We start from the raw sequence: 17897 nt of genomic DNA, 5'->3' as shown, positions 1-17897 counted from the left end.
CATGGTTCCGCGCATTCCCGTCAGCGTGGATCTGGTCGTCCTCACGGTGCGCTGCCAGGCGCTGAGCGCGCTCGTCTGGCGCCGCGACAGGCCCCCCTACGAAGGACGCTGGGCCCTGTCCGGCGGATTCATCCAGCTCGACGAGGACCTCCCGGCCGCCGCTGCGCGGATCCTCGCCGAACGGGCCGGTCTGCCCGGCGCCCCGGTCCACCTGGAGCAGCTCCAGACCTACGGCTACCCCGACCGCGACCCGCGTCAGCGCGTGCTGAGCGTCGCCTACCTCGGCCTCGCCCCCGACCTGCCGGCCTCCACCGAGGCGCACATGAGCTGGGAGCCCGTCTCCTCGCTGTGCGACATGGCCTTCGACCACCGGCGCATCATGGTCGACGGGATCGAGCGCGCCCGCAGCAAGCTGGAGTACACCCCGCTGGGCGCGGCGTTCTGCCCCCCGGAGTTCACCGTCGCCGAGCTGCGCCGGGTCTACGAGATCGTCTGGGGCCGCCCGCTGGACCCGCGCAACTTCCACCGGAAGGTCACCCGGGCCGAGGGCTTCCTGGTGCCGACCGGCCGCACGACCACCCGCGACGGCGGCCGCCCCGCCAAGCTCTACCGCCGCGGCCCGGCGACGCTGCTGCACCCCCCGATGCTCCGCTCCCTGAAGGACTGACCACGACGGCTTCCTGAAGTGACCCCTCCGGAAGACCACGGGGCTCAACGTTTGACGATGGCCGCCAGGTCGATGTCGATCTCGAAGGGAAGACTCAGCCTGAGCCGGTCACGATGGGAGCCCGTGAGGGTGTAGGCGCGCGTTGCGGGGTTGAGCTGGTGGACGTGAACGGTGGGCTGGCCGTCTTCGTACTCCACCCGCCAGAAGTGGGGGATGCCGGCCTCCGCGTACAGCTGGGGCTTCCTGTTGCGGTCCCGCTCCGCAGACTCCGCCGAGACCACTTCGACGGCCAGGAGCACGTCCGACGCCTCGTAGAAGGTCCGCATCATGTCGGAGGCCGCGTGCGCGTGGAGCACCACGATGTCGGGCTCGGGCCGCTGGCGCTCGCCCAGCTTCAACGTCATCTCCCTCTCCACCCGGAGGTGGTCGGGAGCCGCCTGATCCAGCTCCTTCTGCAGAGCGAAGATCATGACGGCGTGGAAGCGGGTCTGGGGGCTCACGAAGACGAGAGTGCCATCGATCAGCTCGGTGTGCGGGGGGATTCCCCTGAGCCGGTCCAGGTCATCGGCGGTGAAGCCCCCCGTGGGCGGGATCACCCAGGAGGGCAGGGGCTCCGTTTCGGATACGTCGGCATCGGAGGTCTCGGCCACGTGCGGCGGTGCGATGCTCATGTCGTCCTCCCGGTCGGGCAAGCCTCTCACCTCCAGTGTTCCAGGATCATGCCCCGTGCGCCCGCCGTTCTCCCGTCCGGGCGATCCTCCTAAAGTAAGAGCATGCCTCGTTTCCGCGCCATCCTGGACACCATGCCCGCCTACAAGGCGGGCAAGGCCGTCGTGTCACCCGACGGCCGGTCCTACAAGCTGTCCTCGAACGAATCCCCCTACGAGCCGCTGCCCTCGGTGGTCGAGGCCATCGCCAAGGCGGCCACGGAGATCCACCGCTACCCCGACCCGGCCGCCGCCGGCCTGACCGGCGCCCTGGCCGAGCGGTACGGCGTGCCGCCGGAGCACGTCGCGCTCGGCGGCGGCTCGGTGGCGGTGGCCCAGCAGCTCTTCGAGACCGTGGGCGAGCCGGGCGCCGAGGTGGTCTACGCCTGGCGGTCGTTCGAGGCGTACCCGCTGCTGGCCGACCTCGCCGGGACGACCTCGGTGCGGGTCCCGCTGGCGGGTGAGACGCACGACCTGGACGCCCTGGCCGAGGCGATCACCCCGCGGACCCGCATGGTGCTCGTCTGCAACCCCAACAACCCCACCGGCACGGTCGTCCACTCGGCCGAGCTGGAGGCGTTCCTGGAACGCGTCCCCGAGGACGTGCTGGTCATCCTCGACGAGGCGTACCGCGAGTACGTCAGGGACGCCGACGTGCCAGACGGCCTCTCCTACTACCGCTCCCGGCCCAACGTCGCCGTGCTGCGCACGTTCTCCAAGGCGTACGGCCTGGCCGGGCTCCGGGTGGGCTACCTCATCGCCGACGAGCCGGTGGCCTCCGCCGTGCGCAAGACGATGGTGCCCTTCGCGGTCAGCCATCTCGCGCAGGCCGCCGCGGTCGCCTCGCTCGCGGCCGAGGACGAGCTGCTGGAGCGGGTGGACGCCGTGGTCAAGGAGCGCACCCGGGTCCGCGAGAGCCTGATCGGCCAGGGCTGGGAGGTGCCCGTCACCGAGGCCAACTTCGTCTGGCTCCGCCTGGGCGAGCGCACCACGGCCTTCGCCGAGGCCTGCGCGGCCGAGGGCGTGGCGGTGCGCCCGTTCGCCGGGGAGGGGGCGCGGATCTCCATCGGCTCCCCCGACGCCAACGACACCTTCCTCGCCGCCGCCGAGGCGTTCCGGAGCGCCTGACGGCCCGCCGCGGGCCCGCGCCGCCGGGCCCGCGACGGGTCCGCGGGTACGGCCCCGCCCCGGCGTGCCGCCGGGTTCACCTACACGGCCGCCGGTTCCTCCTCGACGGCCGCCGGCGTCCGGCCGCGGCGCTCGGTGGAGACCACCAGGGCCACGCCCAGGACGATCACCAGGCCCGCCACGAGCATCGGGACGGTGACCACCTCTCCCACGATGATCGCGCCCAGGGCGACCGCCACCGCCGGGTTGACGTAGGCGTAGGTGGAGACCAGTGAGATCGGGGCGTTGCCCAGCAGCCAGACGTAGGCCGTGAAGCCCACCAGGGAGCCCATCGCGACCAGGTAGGCCAGCCCCGCCCAGGACGTCCCGGAGACGGCCCCGAAGTCCACGCGCTCGCCGACGGCGAGGGCGGTCAGCACCAGCCCGGTGCCGCCCGCGGCCATCTCGACCGCGCTCGCGGCGAAGGGGTCGGCGGGCATCGGGATCCTGGCCGACAGGAACGAGCCGATCGACCACGACAGCGACGCCAGCAGGATGACGGCGATCCCCGTGCCGTCGCTGTGGCCGCCCCCGCCGGTCAGCGACAGCCCGGCCACCCCGGCGAACCCCAGCAGCACCCCGGCGAGCGTCAGCGCCCGCGGCCGGTCCCTGGCGACGAGCCGCAGGACGACCAGCCACAGCGGCACCGAGGCGACCAGCAGCGCGGCCAGCCCGCTGGAGATGTGCTGCTCGGCGACGGCGACCATGCCGTTGCCGCCGTTCAGCAGCAGCAGCCCCACCAGCGCGGCCCCACCGGCCTCCTTGGCGGTCATCCGGAAGGCCCGCCGTCCCCGCAGGGCGAGCACCGCGAGGGCCAGGATCGGGGAGGCGAGCAGGAAGCGCATCGCGCCGCTGCTGAGCGGTGGGATCGTCTCGATCGCGAACCTGATCCCCAGGTAGGTGGAGCCCCACACGACGTACACGATCGCCAGCGCTCCCCACACGAGGAGCGGCCGGGGGCTGACAGCAGTGTCACGGCTCATGACTCATGACAATAGCCTCTGTGGCCGATCGTCACATCGCATATTTCAGACATTCATGTCATATGTTTCGGACACCGAGCCGGGCGGGGGGTGAGCCATCGGGTCGGGAGTGAACCGCCGGATCCGGGGAAGCCGGGAAGGGAGCCACCGGCTCCGGGACCACCGGACGGGAGCAGGGGGCGGGAGCGCCGGATCCGGGGAAGCCCGGAAACCGGGCGGGAGCGCCGGGCAGGGCCGCCGGACGGGAGCGCCGGGCAGGACCACCGGAGCCCGGGAAGCCGCCGGGCGCGGAAGGGAGCCGCCGGCCTGGGGGGTGAACCGCGGAGCCCGGGGGCCCCGCCGTACGAGGGCGGGGCCACCCGGCCGCGGAAGGCCGCGAGGGGCTCGGTGACCGCACGGCGGCCGTTCCACGGTCGCCTCGGTGATCGCTCGCTGACCGGGCAGCGGCCGGTCGGCGGACGCCTCGGTGGCCGCTCGGCGAACCGCACGGCGGTCGATCGGTGGCCGTGCCGGTGGCCACCTCAGTGGCCGCCTCAGTGGCCGCCGAGCTTCTCCACGATCAGCCGGTACAGCTGGCGGGGCCGGCCCGGCTGGGGGGTGCGGTTCGGCGGAAGCGGCCACGCGAGTCCCTCGTCCACCAGCGTGCGCAGCAACCGCCGTGCCGTCCTCGGGGTGACGCCGAGCATCTTGCCCGCGCTCTCGGCGTCCACCACCGTGTCCCCGCCCTCCAGCTTGGCCGCCAGCCTGGCCAGCACCTCCACGCCCTTCGGCTTGAGCTGCCCGCCGCCCTGGGGAGGCATCCTCGGCGCCGGGACCAGCGCCCGGCCCTCGCGGTCCACCGCGAAGCCCTGCGCCTGCTTGCCCGCCTGCGTGCGCGCCATGGCCGCGCGGGCATGGGACTCGGCGTCGTGGGCGGTACGGCCCATGCCGACCCCCACCTCCACCGCCAGACCCAGCTCCTCCCGGACCCGCGCCGCGAACGGCAGGACCCGGAACCCCTCGGTGGCCGTGGCCACCGAACCCCGTGTCGCGGTCACCATGTAGCTGTGGTCGTCGACCGGGGTCACCGCGGCGTTGATCCGGTTGGCCTCCTGCACCAGCAACCGGTGCAGCGACAGCCGCAGCTCGTCCCGCCAGTGGCGCGGCGCGGCCCGGCGGACCGGCTCACGCAGCGTGGGCACCTCCACCAGGATCACGGTGAGCTGCGACTCCTCCAGCCGGTGGTGGGCGCCCAGCAGGGTCGCGGTGTGCAGCGCCGTACGGATCGCCGCGGAGGTCGGGCGGATCCTTATCGCCGGCACCCCGACCGCCTGCAGGCGGTCGGCCACCGCGGGCAGGCACGTCAGCGCGCCGCTGCTGAGGCCCTGGCGGACGAGGCGCTCGTGGAAGGCCGTGATCGTCCCGGTGGCCCCGGGCTCGTCACGGCTGTGCACCTCGCCGGCGGGCAGGCCCAGGTCGGCGTAGGCCTCCTCGACGTCGGCGCGGCCCAACACGTCCACACTGACCCGCCGCGGGTCGATCCGCTCGTCCAGCGCCGCCCTCGCCAGCGCGGCGATCAGGGCGGCGCCGCCGAGCTGCACGTACGTCGCGGGCATCGTCAGCACCCCCGAACGCCGGGCCAGGTCGTAGGGGACGGGGCTGGCGAACAGGCAGGCGTCCACCCCCGCCCCCAGGCGATTGACCTTGTCGGAGGCCTCCTGCTCGTCCCGGTACGCAGCGGCTACCAGGCGACAGGGCAGCGGGGCCGCCGCGTGTCCCATCAACATCACTCGCTCGACGAGGTCATGGGGTCCCACGACACCGATAGTTAGGTCCGGTGTCATGGCACCCGGGCGTGACACTCGTGGAGCTTCTTCAGCCCGCTCGACCAATGTTCGTCCCATCATGCCATCCGTTTGTTTCGGCTCTCTTTTGGAACGATCGCTTGTGAAGGCCGTAATGTCACGCCTGATTTGATGTCAATTCTGGAGGCAAGTTCGGGGCTAAACCCCTTACTTCCGCCGTTTACACAGGTCATCCTGGCTTCAGGGGAGGTGCGAACCCGGCGATTACGCGGGAGAAATCTCCCGGGTCACATCGCCGCCCAGGGCCTGCATACGGTCGGCGAGATATGAGTGGCCGCGGTCGATGAGATATCCCGATTCGATGACGGTCTCTCCTTCGGCGGCCAGACCGGCGAGCACGAGGGCGATTCCCGAACGGAGGTCGTGTGCCGTCACCGACGTTCCGGTCAGCGGAGTGGCGCCGCGGACGACCGCGCTGTTCTCCTTGACCTCGATGTCGGCGCCCATCTTGTTCAGTTCGGAGGCGAGCGCGAACCGGCCGTCGAAAATGCGCTCGTGAATGTAGCTGGCGCCGTCGGCGAGACAGGCGACCGTCATGATCGGCGACTGGAGGTCGGTGGCGAAGCCGGGATAGGTGTCGGTGATGACGTTGATCGGGCGCAGCGGGCGGTCCCGGCGCACGTGGAGGACGGCGCCGTGGTCGGCGAACTCCACCCCCATCTGCTCCAGCTTGTAGCGGACCACGCCGAGGTGGTCGAGGTCGGCGCCGACCAGGTTGACCTCGCCGCCCGTGATGGCCGCCGCCATGGCGAACACGCCCGCGTCGAGACGGTCGGGCATCACGGTGTGCTCGACGGCCTGCAGCTCCTCCACGCCCTCGACGGTGATGAAGCCGGTCCCGCCGCCGCTGATCTTCGCGCCCATCCGGGTCAGCATGTCGATCACGTCGAGGACCTCGGGCTCCAGCGCCGCGTTCTCGATCACGGTGGTGCCGCGCCCGAGGACGCCCGCCATGATGAGGTTCTCGGTGCCGGTGTGCGAGGGGGTGTCGAGGTAGAGGGTGGCGCCGGTGAAGCCGGCGGCCTTGACGTGGATGACGGCGTCGCCCTCGTCCACCACCGCGCCGAGGCGCTTGTAGCCCAGGTAGTGGAAGTCGAGGTTGCGGCTGCCGAGGTTGCACCCGCCGACGCCCTCGATGATCGCCTCGCCGAGGCGGTGCAGCAGCGCGGGCACGAACAGCACCGAGCCGCGGAAGCGGCGGGCGATCTCCGCGGGCAGCACCGGGCTCTTCAGCGTGGAGGCGTCGATGACGAGCGTCCGCTCCGCCTCGTGGAGCTCGACCTTGGCGCCGATCGCCTCGGCCAGTTCGACCGCGCGGCGGACGTCCTCGATGATCGGCACGTTGCGCAGAACGGTCCGGCCCTTGGCCGCCAGGAGCGCGGCGCCGATCATGGGGAGGACGGCGTTCTTGGCACCCTGGATGAAGGCGGTTCCACGGAGGGGATTGCCACCGCGCACGCGGTAACGGACCATTCGTAATGCTCCTTGCAAGTGGGGCGGTTGTACGTCTACGGCGAAGCGCGACAGCCGGGGCGGCTACCGGCCAACAGTAGCCGCTGGATGTCCCTGAACAGGCCGCTTCGTGCGGGAACTACCCCTCGAACGGCCGAACAGTCGGAAGGCGCGGACCGGGGTGGCGGTCACGCGTCCGCCGGGCGGTCCCGGGGGGAACGATTTTATTCATCCGGCCCGTGTCCCCCGCGCCGCGGGGGTCAGCGGGGAGGCGGCGGACAGCAGGGTGTCGGCGCGCTGGTCGACGAAACGGGTGACGATCTGCTGGCCGTACCCGAACGCCATGGCCCACACCAGGATCGCCGGCTGTGAGCCGAGCCCGGCGAAACCGGGGACGAAGCCGGAGTTCAGGATCAGCAGGCCGAGCACGGCGGTGGCGACCCCGGCCGGCGCCTTGAGGAGGTTCTGCACCACGGCCAGCGAGTAACGGGTGGACTGCTCCGACCGGGTGGACAGCGAGGCCGCGGTGGCCAGCGCCGCGCCCAGCATCCCGACCAGGGCGACGAGGGGGACGTCGCCGTGGCCCGGACTGCGCCCGCCGGTCGGGCAGATCTGCGCGGGCATCAGCCCCTGCGCCTGGATCACCGCCTGGTTCCCGCACATCGGGACGACGTCGGGCCAGATCGCGCCGACGGCCACCAGTCCCAGCACGAGCAGGGAGAGCATCACCACCCCGGCGAGCAGCAGGTTGCGGAAGCTGCGGACCCGCCCGGTCTCCATGGCCTGCGCGGTGTAGGCGGCGCGCAGCACCGACTGCATCAGCGGCCTGTCGTCCTCGCCCAGGTCGCCGGCGGCGAGCCTGGCCTGCAGGTGCACGAGGCGGGGGTCGTCGGCGGGGAGGTAGGCCCGGCCGATCGCCACCACCTCCGGGCACCTGCCGCACAGCTCCACCGTGGGCAGCACGCCGTACAGCATGACGGTCGCGCTGTTGATGTTGGACCAGGCGCCCTCGATGGCCTGGCCGGTCAGCCAGCGCCGCAGCCCGTGCCTGCTGCGGGCGTAGGTCTCCGCGCGGGCCAGGTGGGTGCCGATGCCCTCGCCGACCGAGACGAGCTGGCCCGCCTCGTCGCGCAGGGTCAGGGCGCGCTCGGCGTCGGCCCTGATCTCCTCGCTGCGCGTGGCGACGTACACCCGCCAGGTGCCCGGCCATCGCAGCACGCCGGTGTCGCCGATCCGTTCGAGCGACACCGGGGAGTCGAGCGTCATCGTTCCTCCGGGGGGCGGAAGGGACACGGCGGGACGGGCGGCACCTGCCCCCTGCTCATCGGGGCATGCCTCCTCCACGCTACGTCTCCCGCGCCCCCGCGGCCCCGTCGCGGCACCTCCGGCGTGTCCCGCGGACGTCCGTGCCGGCCGTACGGGGAGCGGAGCCGCGGGACGGGCCCGGGGCGCCGCGCCCGCGGATCAGAGGGCGCGCGACGCGATGTCGGTGCGGTGGTGCGAGCCGCGCATCCGGACGCGGCCGACCGCCTCGTAGGCCGCCGCGCGCGCCGCCGCCACGTCGGGACCGGTGCCGACCACGCTGAGCACCCGCCCGCCGCTGGAGACGACGCGGTCGCCGTCGGCGGCCGTCCCGGAGTGCAGCACGTAGGCGTCCCCGCCGACGTCGGCGAGCCCCTCGATCACGTCGCCCCTCACCGGGTCGCCGGGGTAGTTCTCCGCCGCGACGACCACGGTCACCGCGGCGCCCCCGCGCCACGACAGCGGCCCGAAGCCGTCCAGCGTGCCGTTCGCGCAGGCCAGCAGCAGCCGGCCCAGCGGCGTGGCGAGCCGGTCGAGCACCACCTGGGTCTCCGGGTCGCCGAACCGCGCGTTGAACTCGATGACCTTCGGCCCGCCGGCGGTGAGGGCGAGGCCCACGAACAGCACCCCGGTGTACGGCGTGCCGCGCCGGGCCAGCTCGGCGACCGTCGGGACGACGGTCTCGGCCATCACCCGCTCCGCGAGGTCCGCGGGCGCCCACGGCAGCGGCGTGTAGGCGCCCATGCCGCCGGTGTTGGGCCCCTCGTCGCCGTCGTAGGCGCGCTTGTGGTCCTGGGCGGGCTGGAGCGGCACGGCCGTGGAGCCGTCGCACAGGGCGAACAGCGACACCTCGGGGCCGTCGAGGAACTCCTCGACGACGACCCGTCCGCAGGCGGCGGCGTGCCGCAGCGCCTCGTCGCGGTCGCCGGTGACGACCACGCCCTTGCCCGCCGCGAGCCCGTCGTCCTTGACCACGTACGGCGCGCCGAACTCGTCGAGCGCCGCGGCGGTCTCCTCCGGCGTGACGCAGGTGCGCGAGCGTGCGGTGGGCACGCCCGCCGCGGCCATGACCTCCTTGGCGAACGCCTTGGACCCCTCGATCCTGGCCGCCTGGGCCGACGGGCCGAAGCAGGGGACACCCGCAGCCCGGACCGCGTCGGCCACCCCGGCGACCAGCGGCGCCTCCGGGCCCACCACCACCAGGTCGGCCTCCAGCTCCACGGCCAGCCCGGCGACCCGCTCCGGGTCGGCCGGGGCCACCGCGTGGAGGGTCGCCACCCGCGCGATGCCCGCGTTTCCGGGAGCGCAGTGGACCTCGGTTACCTCGGGATCCGCCGCCAGCGCCCGGCACAGGGCGTGCTCGCGCCCGCCGGAACCAATCACAAGAACGCGCACGTGCGAGAGCCTATCGGTCCCCCGCGGGGCGGCGGTCCTCCCGGTTCGGCGGACGGCCGTCGCGGCCGGGAGTATCCTGGAGGGCATCCGACTTCTGTGCTAGGTTTGGGCGGCTTTGCCTCTCTCAGGGTGATTGGAGGTGGTTGGGGATGTCCTCTGGCGATCCCAGCAGTACGTGCACGCGCACGGCTTCGGTGCGCACCCTCGACCACTCCGCATCATTGCCCGGCGGGCACCGCGCGCCTCTCTCTTAGAACCGAGCCCTGAACCCTCCTGGAAGAGGGTCTCTCGGAAGCGAGTCTCCTGGAACCGAGGTGACATCGCGTCGCGCGCGAACGGCCCGGGCCGGGCGGGAAGGCCTGCCATGCGCTCCTCGCTTCTCTTTCCCCGGATCAAGCACGCCCGCGTCGTACGGGTGCCGCACGCCTCCGCCGGAGCCTCCTCCCGCGTCAGGACCGTCGGCCGGTGCGTCCCGCCCAGCGACTCGCTGGTCGAGTACGCCGCCTACATCGACGGCGAGAAGATCCACGCGCTGGGCATCCCCGACGCCCTGGAGATCGTCCGCCGGCACAACGCGTCCGCGGAGAACGGCAACGCGTTCGTCTGGGTGGGACTGCACGAGCCCGACGCCCCCGAGGTCGAGTGGCTGGCGGAGGTCTTCGCCCTGCACCCGCTCGCCGTCGAGGACGCCGTCAAGGCCCACCAGCGCCCCAAGGTCGAGCGGTACGGCGACTCGCTGTTCATGGTCCTGAAGACCGTCGCCTACCTCGACCACGACGTGCTCACCGCCACCAGCGAGATCATCGAGACCGGCGAGATCATGATGTTCGTCGGGCCCGACTTCGTGGTGACCGTACGGCACGGCGGGCTCTGCCCGCTGTCGGTGGTCCGCGAGCGCCTGGAGGGCGACCCCCGGCTCCTCGACCGCGGCCCGACCGGCGTGCTGCACGCGATCGCCGACCACGTCGTGGACAAGTACCTCACCGTGGCGGACCTGATGCAGGCCGAGCTGGAGGACGTCGAGGCCATGGTCTTCGCCGACGTCAGCGCCCGCGACATCGGCCGCATCTACAACCTCAAGCGCGAGATGATCGAGATGAAGCGGTCCGTCACCCCGCTCCAGTCGCCCATGTCGTCACTGGCCCAGCGCCGCATGATCCCCTCGGAGATGCGGGAGTACTTCCGCGACGTCGTCGACCACCTGGCCCGCGTCTGCGAGCAGGTCGAGTCGTCCAACGAACTGTGCAACTCGATCCTCCAGGCGGCCCTGGCCCGCTCGAACGCCCTCGCCAACGAGGACATGCGGAAGATCTCCGCGTGGGTGGCGATCATGGCGGTCCCGACGATGATCGCCGGCATCTACGGCATGAACTTCACCCACATGCCGGAGATCAACTCCGTCTTCGGCTACCCGCTGGTGCTCGCCGTGATGGTCGTCGCCTGCTCGCTGCTCTACCGGGGCTTCCGCCGCAACGGCTGGATGTAGCGCCCGCCGGACCTGTGGAGGCGGGGGCGTCCCGGTGTGTACGGTGAGCGCGTGCTACGGCGATGGTTGACCGACGTCGGTCTGGCCGGCGCGGTGCTGGCGGCGGCGGAGATCGCGATCGTGACCGGTCGCGAAACGGACTCGATCTCGCGTGATCCGCTGGCGTACGCGCTCGGCGTGGCGATGGCGGCCCCCGTGCTGCTGCGGCGGCGGTTCCCGGTCGGCGCGCTGTACCTCGTCTCGGCGGCGCTGATGCTGTTCTACGCGCTGGGTTATCCGGGTTTCCCCCCGGCGCTGGTGCTCGCCGTACCGCTGTACGACGCGGTGCGGGCGGGACGCCCGTGGCGGGCACTGCCGGTGCCGGTGGTGTTCCTGGTCCTCGGGCACATCACCGCGCTGCGCCGGGGGATGCCGCCGCTCGACGTGGTCTCGGCGTTCCTGCCGCAGACCGCGGTGACGGCGGTGGCCATGCTGCTGGGCGCGCTGGTGCGCAGCCGGCGGGCGCACGCCGAGGAGGCGCGCCGGAGACTGCGGATGGCCGAGGAGGAGCGGGAACGCGACGGCGAGCGGCGGGTCATCCAGGAACGGCTGCGCATCGCCCGGGAACTGCACGACACGGTGGCACACGCGATCACCACCATCACCGTCCAGTCGGGCGTCGCGCTGCACCTGGTCGACCGCGAACCGGACCGCGCCCGGGAGGCGCTGACGGCGATCCGGCAGACCGGGAAGGCGGCGCTCGCCGAGATGCGGGCCACCCTGGACATGCTGCGGGCCGACGGTGAGCCCGCGGCCGCCGATCGGGACGCCGGCCTCGACCGGTTGCCCGACCTGCTGGCCGCGGTGCGGGCCGCCGGCCTGGAGCTCACCTTCGACGGCGGCATGGGGGACCGGCGACCGGCCGCACCGGTCGACCACGCGGCGTACCGGATCCTCCAGGAGTCGCTGACGAACGTGCTGCGCCACGCCGGGCTGGCGGCGCGGGCGCGGGTCCGCCTGCTCTCCGAGCCGGAATGGCTCGTCATCGAGGTCGACGACGACGGCGTCGGCGCCGGCCCCGAAGCGAGGAGCGGCGGTCACGGGCTGGCGGGGATGCGTGAGCGCGCCGAAGGGCTGGGCGGCGGGTTCGAGGCCGGGGCCAGGCCCGGCGGGGGTTTCCGGGTGAGGGCGCGCCTGCCGCTGGAGGCGGCGTGATCCGGGTGCTGCTCGCCGACGACCAGGCACTGGTGCGGGCCGGGTTCCGGTCCCTCCTGGACAGCGCCGCCGACGTCGAGGTGGTCGGCGAGGCCGGCGACGGCGGCCGGGCGGTCGCGCTGGCCCGTGAGCTGCTTCCGGACGTGGTGCTGATGGACATCCGGATGCCCGGCGTGGACGGGGTGACGGCCACCCGCCGGATCACCGACGACGAGCGCCTGTCGGGGGTGCGGGTGGTCGTGCTCACCACCTTCGCCGAGGAGGAGAACGTCTTCGCGGCGCTGCGGTCCGGGGCGAGCGGGTTCCTGGTGAAGGACATCGAACCCGAAGAGCTGCTCCAGGCGGTGCGCGTCGTGTCGCGGGGCGACGCGCTGCTGTCGCCCAGCGTCACCCGGGCGGTGATCGCCCGTTCCGTCGGCGCGAGACCCGCCGGGCCGCGGCGGGAGTCGCCGGAGCTGGCCGTGCTGACCGCCAGGGAACGCGAGGTCGTCCGGCTCGTCGCGGCCGGGTCGAGCAACGACGAGATCGCGACGCTGCTCGTGGTGAGCCCGCTGACCGCCAAGACCCACGTGTCGCGGGCGATGGTCAAGGTGGGCGCCCGGGACAGGGCGCAGCTGGTGGTGTTCGCCTACGAGAGCGGTCTGGTCACGCCCGCGGCGTACTCCCCTCGTGGTACACCGCCGCGGTAGGCGCGGCCGGAGGGTGTCTTCGCGGGGCGGACGCGTGCCGCCCGCCGGGTGACGACCATTGCGGGTGTCCCTCCTCCACCCCCCACGGGAGAAGATCCATGCGTCAGGAAGAGACACCGTCCACCGCCCGCCGTACGGCCCTGCGGCTGGGCGGCGCGTGCGCCGTCGCCGGCAGCGTCGCCGTCGCCGGCTTCCGCCTCAACCACGGAGACCTCCCGGCGGCCGACGCGCACGCCGCGCTGGGGTTCATCAGCGCCCACCCGTTCTACGCCGGGGTCCACATCGGCGCGATCCTCGGCGTGCTGACCTGGACCGCGGGATTCGTCACCCTCGCGAGCACGCTCACGCACCCGCTCGGCAGGGTACTGGGCAGGATGGGCGCGGCCGGCGTGCTGGCAGGCGCGGCGATCTACGGCACCGAGCACTCCATCGACGGCGTCACCGGGCAGAGCCTGGCGGGGATGTGGGCAGGGGCGGCGCCCGCCGGGCAGGCGAACCTGGACCTGGCCGCCCACACCGCGTTCCAGATGCTGCGCGGCCCGTCCCTGATCGCGATCATCCTGCTGTGGGGGCTGGCCCCCATGCTGTACGGCCGCGCCCTGACGCTGGAGGGCCACCCGGTCTGGCTCGGCCGCGCCGGTCTGGTGATCGGCGCGACGACGGTGGTCTCCTCCGTGGCGCTGCTCATGCGCGAGGACCTGTTTCCCGGATTCCTGGTCTACGGCCTGCTGGTGTCCATCGTCGTGCAGCTGTGGAGCCTGTTCGTCGGCGTCTCGATGTGGCGGCGGTCCCGCGGCACGGCCTCCGCCGGCCTCTCCCCGGCCCCGGTCCGGGACGGGGAGCCGGTGTCCTAGGAGCTGCTCAGAGTCCGGATCATGTGGCCGAGCGTGAGCGGCGGTGGTGGCGGCAGCGGTTCGGCGTGCCCGGTGCCGAAGGACTGCAGCAGGTACGCCACCAACCGCCGCGACGCCGCCTCCACCCCCTCTCCCGCACCGGCGAGGAGGCCGCAGTTGGCCCTGAACAGCAGCACCAGGTCCGCGACGTCGAAGTCGGCCCGCAGCCGGCCCGTGGCCTTGGCCCGCCGTACCATCTCGGCGAAGCCCCGCTCGGCCCGCAACCGCGTGCGCTCGTAGTCGATCGAGTCCGGGAACACGGTGAGGAAGGCGTCGGTGAACCCCCGGTCGGCGACCTGCATCGCGCACACCTTCTCGATCGCCCCGCGAAACCCCCGCCACGGATCCGGGTCGGCCAGGGCGTCGTCCACGACCGACGCGCACGCCGCCAGCTCGTCCTTGAACACCTCCGTGATCAGGGACTCGCGGGACGGGAACCGCCGGTAGAGGGTGGCCACCCCGACCCCGGCGCGCCGGGCGATGGCCGCCATCGGCGCGTCCAGACCGCGTGCGGCGAACGTCTCCCGCGCCGCGTCGAGGATGCGCACCCGGTTGTGCCGCGCGTCCGCCCGCAGTTCCTTGGCCGACGCCAACTGAGAGGGATGATCAGCCATATTTCTCACATTAGCGTAAGTGGACGGGCTCGTCCGGTTAGCGAGCTAGCGTCTCCCGTATGGAGACGAATCAGATGCGTGCGGCCCTGTTCGACCGGTACGGACCGCCGGAGGAGCTGTACGTGGGCACGGTGCCGAAGCCGGTCCCCGCCCCCGGACAGGTGCTGGTGCGGGTACACGCCGTCAGCGTGAACGGCGGCGAGGTGCACGGCCGGACGGGCCGGCTGCGCCTGGTGACCGGGCTGATGCAGCGGGGCTTCCCGAAACGGGTCGGGGTCGACCTCACCGGCGAGATCGTCGCCCTCGGCCCCGGGGTGACCGGCCCGAAGGCGGGCGACCGGGTGTGGGGCATGCTGGGGCGCACGTTCGGGAGCGCCGCCGAGTACGTGGCGATCCGCCCCCGCCGTCTGTCCCCGGCTCCGGCGGGACTCGACCTGGTGACGGCTGCGGCGCTCCCGGTGGGCACGACGGCCATCACGGCGCTGCGCGACCTGGCCGCGCTCAGGCCGGGCGAACGCCTGCTCGTCCGGGGTGGCAGCGGCGGCGTGGGCGTCATCGCGGTACAGCTCGGCCGGGCGCTCGGCGCCCACGTCACCGCCCTCGCCGGGGCGCGCAGCCTCGACCTCGTCCGTGACCTCGGCGCGCACGAGGCGTACGACTACGCCGCCGTCGCCCCGGCGGACCTGGGCGGGTTCGACGTGATCCTGGACACCGCCGGCACCGAGCACGCCGCCTTCCGCCGCCTGCTGACGCCGTCCGGCCGAATGGTGGCGATCGCCTTCGACCCGCGCAGGATCGCGGCGTCCCTGGCGTACATCGCCGCCTCGGCCGTTCACGGGCGGCGGCGGGTGCGCTTCTTCAGCGGCAACCCCACCACCCGGCTCTTCACCGACCTCGCCCGGTACGTGGACAGCGGTGCCATCCGCCCGGTCGTGGACACGGTCTTCCCCTTCGAAGACATCGCCCAGGCACACCGGACACTGGAGCAGGGCGGCGTACGCGGCAAGGTCGTCGTACGGATCGCCTGAGAACGCTACGGCGCGCGTCGCCGGACACGCCGAACGTCCACCGCGGCGCCGCCATCGGGAACGAGGACGGCTGGAGCCTGTACGGAGTTCGGCCCACCAGGGCCACCGGCCATACCGCAGGCGATCCCTCTGATCTCGACTCCGTACAGAACCTAGGCGGGGACCGGGACCCGAGTGGGGGGCCGGAGGGCGACGGGCGGAGGGACCGGCAGGCCCCGCTCCGCCCACAGCGCGCGCATCCGGTCGGGGTAGTCGGTCACGATCCCGGCCACCCCGAGGTCGAGCAGCTCGGCGGCCCGGCCCGGGTCGTTGACCGTCCAGGGCACCACCGGCAACTCGTACTTCTCCGCCTGCCTCGCCAGCTCCACGTCGACCAGGACGTGCGCGGGCGACAGCACGGTGCCCCCGGCCGCCGCCGCGGCGGCCGGCACGTCGCCGCCGAAGTCGTCGAGGCTCAGGCCCGCGAGCCAGACGGCGTCCATCGTGGCCTGCTCGATCAGCGCGTACCGGGGGACGTCGGGGACGAGCGAACGGGCCACGTCCAGGATCCGCCAGTCGAAGCTGAGGATCGCCGCCCCGTCGAGCCTGCGGTGGCGGGCCAGCTCGGCCGCCACCGCCTCGGTGAACTCCGCGGGATCGGCGGTGAGGTCGGGCCTGGACGGGTCGGACTTCAGCTCCACGTGCACCCGCACGCCGTCCGCGCCGTAGGCGTCCACCAGGCCCAGCACGGCGCCGAGCGTCGGCATCCGGGTGTCGGGCACCGGCACCTGCGTCGCGGCGAACCGGTCGGTCCCGGCGCGGGGGCGCCGGACCCCGCAGTCGAGGGTGCGCAGCTGCGCCAGCGTCAGTGCGCCGACGGGCCTGCCGACGTAGGGGAAGAGCGGGTCGCCGGGGAAGGCCGGCCCGCGGTCGGCGCTGGTAACCGGGGAGACGGTCAGGTCGTGACTGAGCACCAGGCACCGGTCGGCCGTCATCACGACGTCGAACTCCAGCGCGTCGACTCCCAGCTCCAGGGCGTGAGCCAGACCGGGGAGCGTGTTCTCCGGACGGAGCCCGCGAGCCCCCCTGTGGCCGTGAATCTCGACATGCACGGGGGGACCTTACCGATCTCCCGTGCCGAACGCCCGTACGACACGCGCCCGCCGTACAACGGGCACGTGTCGCGGGGGTGAACCTCAGGTCAAGGAGATCAGATCAGCGAGTGGAGCTGGAGCGTCTGGGTACGGCCCGGCCCGACGCCGATCGCGGAGATCCGGGCGCCGCTCATCTCCTCCAGCGCCCTGACGTACGCCTGGGCGTTGGGCGGCAGCTCGTCGAACGACGTGGCCCCGGAGATGTCCTCCTGCCAGCCCGGGAACTCCTCGTACACCGGCTTGGCGTGGTGGAAGTCGGTCTGGGTCATCGGGATCTCGTCGTGGCGGACACCGTCCACCTCGTAGGCCACGCAGACCGGGATCCGCTCCAGGCCCGACAGCACGTCGAGCTTGGTGAGGAAGAAGTCGGTGACACCGTTGACGCGGCTGGCGTAACGGGCGATCACCGCGTCGAACCAGCCGCAGCGGCGGTTGCGGCCGGTGGTGACGCCGTACTCGCCGCCGGTGGTGCGCAGCCACTCGCCCATCTCGTCGGTCAGCTCCGTGGGGAACGGGCCGGAGCCGACGCGGGTGGTGTACGCCTTCAGGATGGCGATCACGCGGGTGAGCCGGGTCGGCGGGATACCCGAGCCGGCGCAGGCGCCGCCGCTCGTCGGGGAGGAGGAGGTGACGAACGGGTACGTGCCGTGGTCGATGTCGAGCAGCGTGCCCTGACCGCCCTCCAGCAGCACGGTCTTCCCCTCGTCCAGCGCCCTGTTCAGGATCAGCGAGGTGTCGGCGATGTGCGGGCTGAGACGCTCGGCGTAGCCGAGGTACTCCTCCAGGACCTTGTCGGCCTCGATCGCCCGGCGGTTGTAGAGCTTGGTGAGAATCTGGTTCTTCTCCTGCAGGGCGACCTCGATCTTCTTCCGCAGGATGCCCGGGTCGAGGAGGTCCTGGACCCGCACGCCCATCCGGTAGACCTTGTCGCCGTAGGCCGGGCCGATGCCCCGGCCGGTGGTGCCGATCTTGGCCTTGCCGAGGAAGCGCTCGGACACCTTGTCGATGGCCTTGTGGTGCGGCATGATCAAATGCGCGTCCGCGGAGATCAGCAGCCGCTCCGAGGAGACGCCCCGCTCGCTGAGACCGTCGATCTCGCTCAGCAGCACGCCCGGGTCGATGACCACGCCGTTGCCGATGACCGGCACCACGTTCGGCGAGAGCACACCGGTGGGCAACAGGTGCAGGGCGTACTTCTGGTCGCCGATGACCACCGTGTGACCGGCGTTGTTCCCGCCCTGGTATCTGACGACGTAGTCCACCCGGTCGCCGAGGAGGTCGGTCGCCTTACCCTTGCCCTCATCGCCCCACTGGGCACCCACGAGAACGACTGCCGGCATCGC

Annotated in this window: 16 protein-coding genes; 7 read left to right on the top strand and 9 right to left on the bottom strand. The window is 72.6% G+C overall.

Annotated features, from left to right (window positions below; genetic code table 11):
* Position 1 precedes the first annotated feature (1 nt).
* Positions 2-667 (top strand): NUDIX domain-containing protein, encoded by a 666-nt coding sequence (locus ACFYSC_RS26430; RefSeq protein ID WP_362939838.1) that lies wholly within the window; start codon positions 2-4, stop codon positions 665-667.
* 44 nt (positions 668-711) lie between these two features.
* On the opposite strand, the gene ACFYSC_RS26425 is transcribed toward ACFYSC_RS26430, so the two are convergent.
* The gene (locus tag ACFYSC_RS26425) at positions 712-1338 is read right to left on the bottom strand and encodes a Uma2 family endonuclease (protein ID WP_389966877.1); all 627 of its coding nucleotides are present in this window, start codon (positions 1336-1338) and stop codon (positions 712-714) included.
* A 102-nt stretch (positions 1339-1440) separates the two neighbouring features.
* Between ACFYSC_RS26425 and hisC the strand changes: the two genes are divergently transcribed.
* On the top strand, positions 1441-2502 hold the full coding sequence (gene hisC, locus ACFYSC_RS26420; RefSeq protein WP_389966874.1) for a histidinol-phosphate transaminase: 1062 nt from the start codon (positions 1441-1443) through the stop codon (positions 2500-2502).
* 80 nt (positions 2503-2582) lie between these two features.
* Here hisC and ACFYSC_RS26415 read toward each other — a convergent pair whose 3' ends face one another.
* From ACFYSC_RS26415 to purD, 5 genes are all read right to left on the bottom strand, one after another.
* Positions 2583-3524 carry an EamA family transporter gene (locus tag ACFYSC_RS26415; protein WP_389966871.1) on the bottom strand — a complete coding sequence of 314 codons (942 nt, stop codon included), beginning with the start codon at positions 3522-3524 and terminating at the stop codon, positions 2583-2585.
* A 533-nt stretch (positions 3525-4057) separates the two neighbouring features.
* Entirely contained in the window at positions 4058-5347 is a 1290-nt protein-coding gene (locus ACFYSC_RS26410; protein ID WP_389966868.1) for a GTP cyclohydrolase IIa, read from the bottom strand.
* A 225-nt stretch (positions 5348-5572) separates the two neighbouring features.
* Positions 5573-6841 carry a UDP-N-acetylglucosamine 1-carboxyvinyltransferase gene (gene murA, locus ACFYSC_RS26405; RefSeq protein ID WP_362939853.1) on the bottom strand — a complete coding sequence of 423 codons (1269 nt, stop codon included), beginning with the start codon at positions 6839-6841 and terminating at the stop codon, positions 5573-5575.
* Between the two features lie 207 nt (positions 6842-7048).
* Positions 7049-8086 carry a hypothetical protein gene (locus ACFYSC_RS26400; protein ID WP_389966864.1) on the bottom strand — a complete coding sequence of 346 codons (1038 nt, stop codon included), beginning with the start codon at positions 8084-8086 and terminating at the stop codon, positions 7049-7051.
* Positions 8087-8284: 198 nt separating this feature from the next.
* The gene (gene purD, locus ACFYSC_RS26395; protein WP_389966861.1) at positions 8285-9517 is read right to left on the bottom strand and encodes a phosphoribosylamine--glycine ligase; all 1233 of its coding nucleotides are present in this window, start codon (positions 9515-9517) and stop codon (positions 8285-8287) included.
* 364 nt (positions 9518-9881) lie between these two features.
* On the opposite strand from purD, the gene corA reads away from it, so the two are divergent.
* From corA to ACFYSC_RS26375, 4 genes are all read left to right on the top strand, one after another.
* Positions 9882-11003, top strand: coding sequence for a magnesium/cobalt transporter CorA (gene corA, locus ACFYSC_RS26390; protein WP_389966859.1), 1122 nt, complete (start codon positions 9882-9884; stop codon positions 11001-11003).
* 66 nt (positions 11004-11069) lie between these two features.
* Positions 11070-12197, top strand: coding sequence for a sensor histidine kinase (locus tag ACFYSC_RS26385; RefSeq protein ID WP_389966856.1), 1128 nt, complete (start codon positions 11070-11072; stop codon positions 12195-12197).
* Entirely contained in the window at positions 12194-12886 is a 693-nt protein-coding gene (locus tag ACFYSC_RS26380; protein ID WP_389966853.1) for a response regulator, read from the top strand. The genes ACFYSC_RS26385 and ACFYSC_RS26380 overlap by 4 nt, the downstream gene beginning before the upstream one ends.
* A gap of 98 nt (positions 12887-12984) precedes the next feature.
* On the top strand, positions 12985-13740 hold the full coding sequence (locus tag ACFYSC_RS26375) for a hypothetical protein (protein ID WP_389966849.1): 756 nt from the start codon (positions 12985-12987) through the stop codon (positions 13738-13740).
* Here the strand turns inward: ACFYSC_RS26375 and ACFYSC_RS26370 are convergent.
* Positions 13737-14393, bottom strand: coding sequence for a TetR/AcrR family transcriptional regulator (locus ACFYSC_RS26370; protein WP_389966846.1), 657 nt, complete (start codon positions 14391-14393; stop codon positions 13737-13739). The genes ACFYSC_RS26375 and ACFYSC_RS26370 overlap by 4 nt on opposite strands.
* 59 nt (positions 14394-14452) lie before the next feature.
* On the opposite strand from ACFYSC_RS26370, the gene ACFYSC_RS26365 reads away from it, so the two are divergent.
* A complete protein-coding gene (locus tag ACFYSC_RS26365; RefSeq protein ID WP_389966843.1) occupies positions 14453-15421 on the top strand; it encodes an NAD(P)-dependent alcohol dehydrogenase in 969 nt (322 codons plus the stop codon).
* Between the two features lie 152 nt (positions 15422-15573).
* On the opposite strand, the gene ACFYSC_RS26360 is transcribed toward ACFYSC_RS26365, so the two are convergent.
* Both ACFYSC_RS26360 and ACFYSC_RS26355 read right to left on the bottom strand, forming a co-directional pair.
* A complete protein-coding gene (locus tag ACFYSC_RS26360; RefSeq protein WP_389966840.1) occupies positions 15574-16512 on the bottom strand; it encodes a glycerophosphodiester phosphodiesterase family protein in 939 nt (312 codons plus the stop codon).
* A gap of 98 nt (positions 16513-16610) precedes the next feature.
* Positions 16611-17894, bottom strand: a complete 1284-nt coding sequence (locus tag ACFYSC_RS26355) for an adenylosuccinate synthase (RefSeq protein ID WP_389966835.1) — start codon at positions 17892-17894, stop codon at positions 16611-16613.
* Positions 17895-17897: the final 3 nt, after the last annotated feature.

The organism is Streptosporangium sp. NPDC004379, assembly GCF_042873875.1.
Taxonomy (GTDB): Bacteria; Actinomycetota; Actinomycetes; order Streptosporangiales; family Streptosporangiaceae; genus Streptosporangium.
The sequence above is the reverse complement of the archived record's forward strand: the minus strand, read 5'-3'. Positions and strand labels throughout refer to the sequence as shown.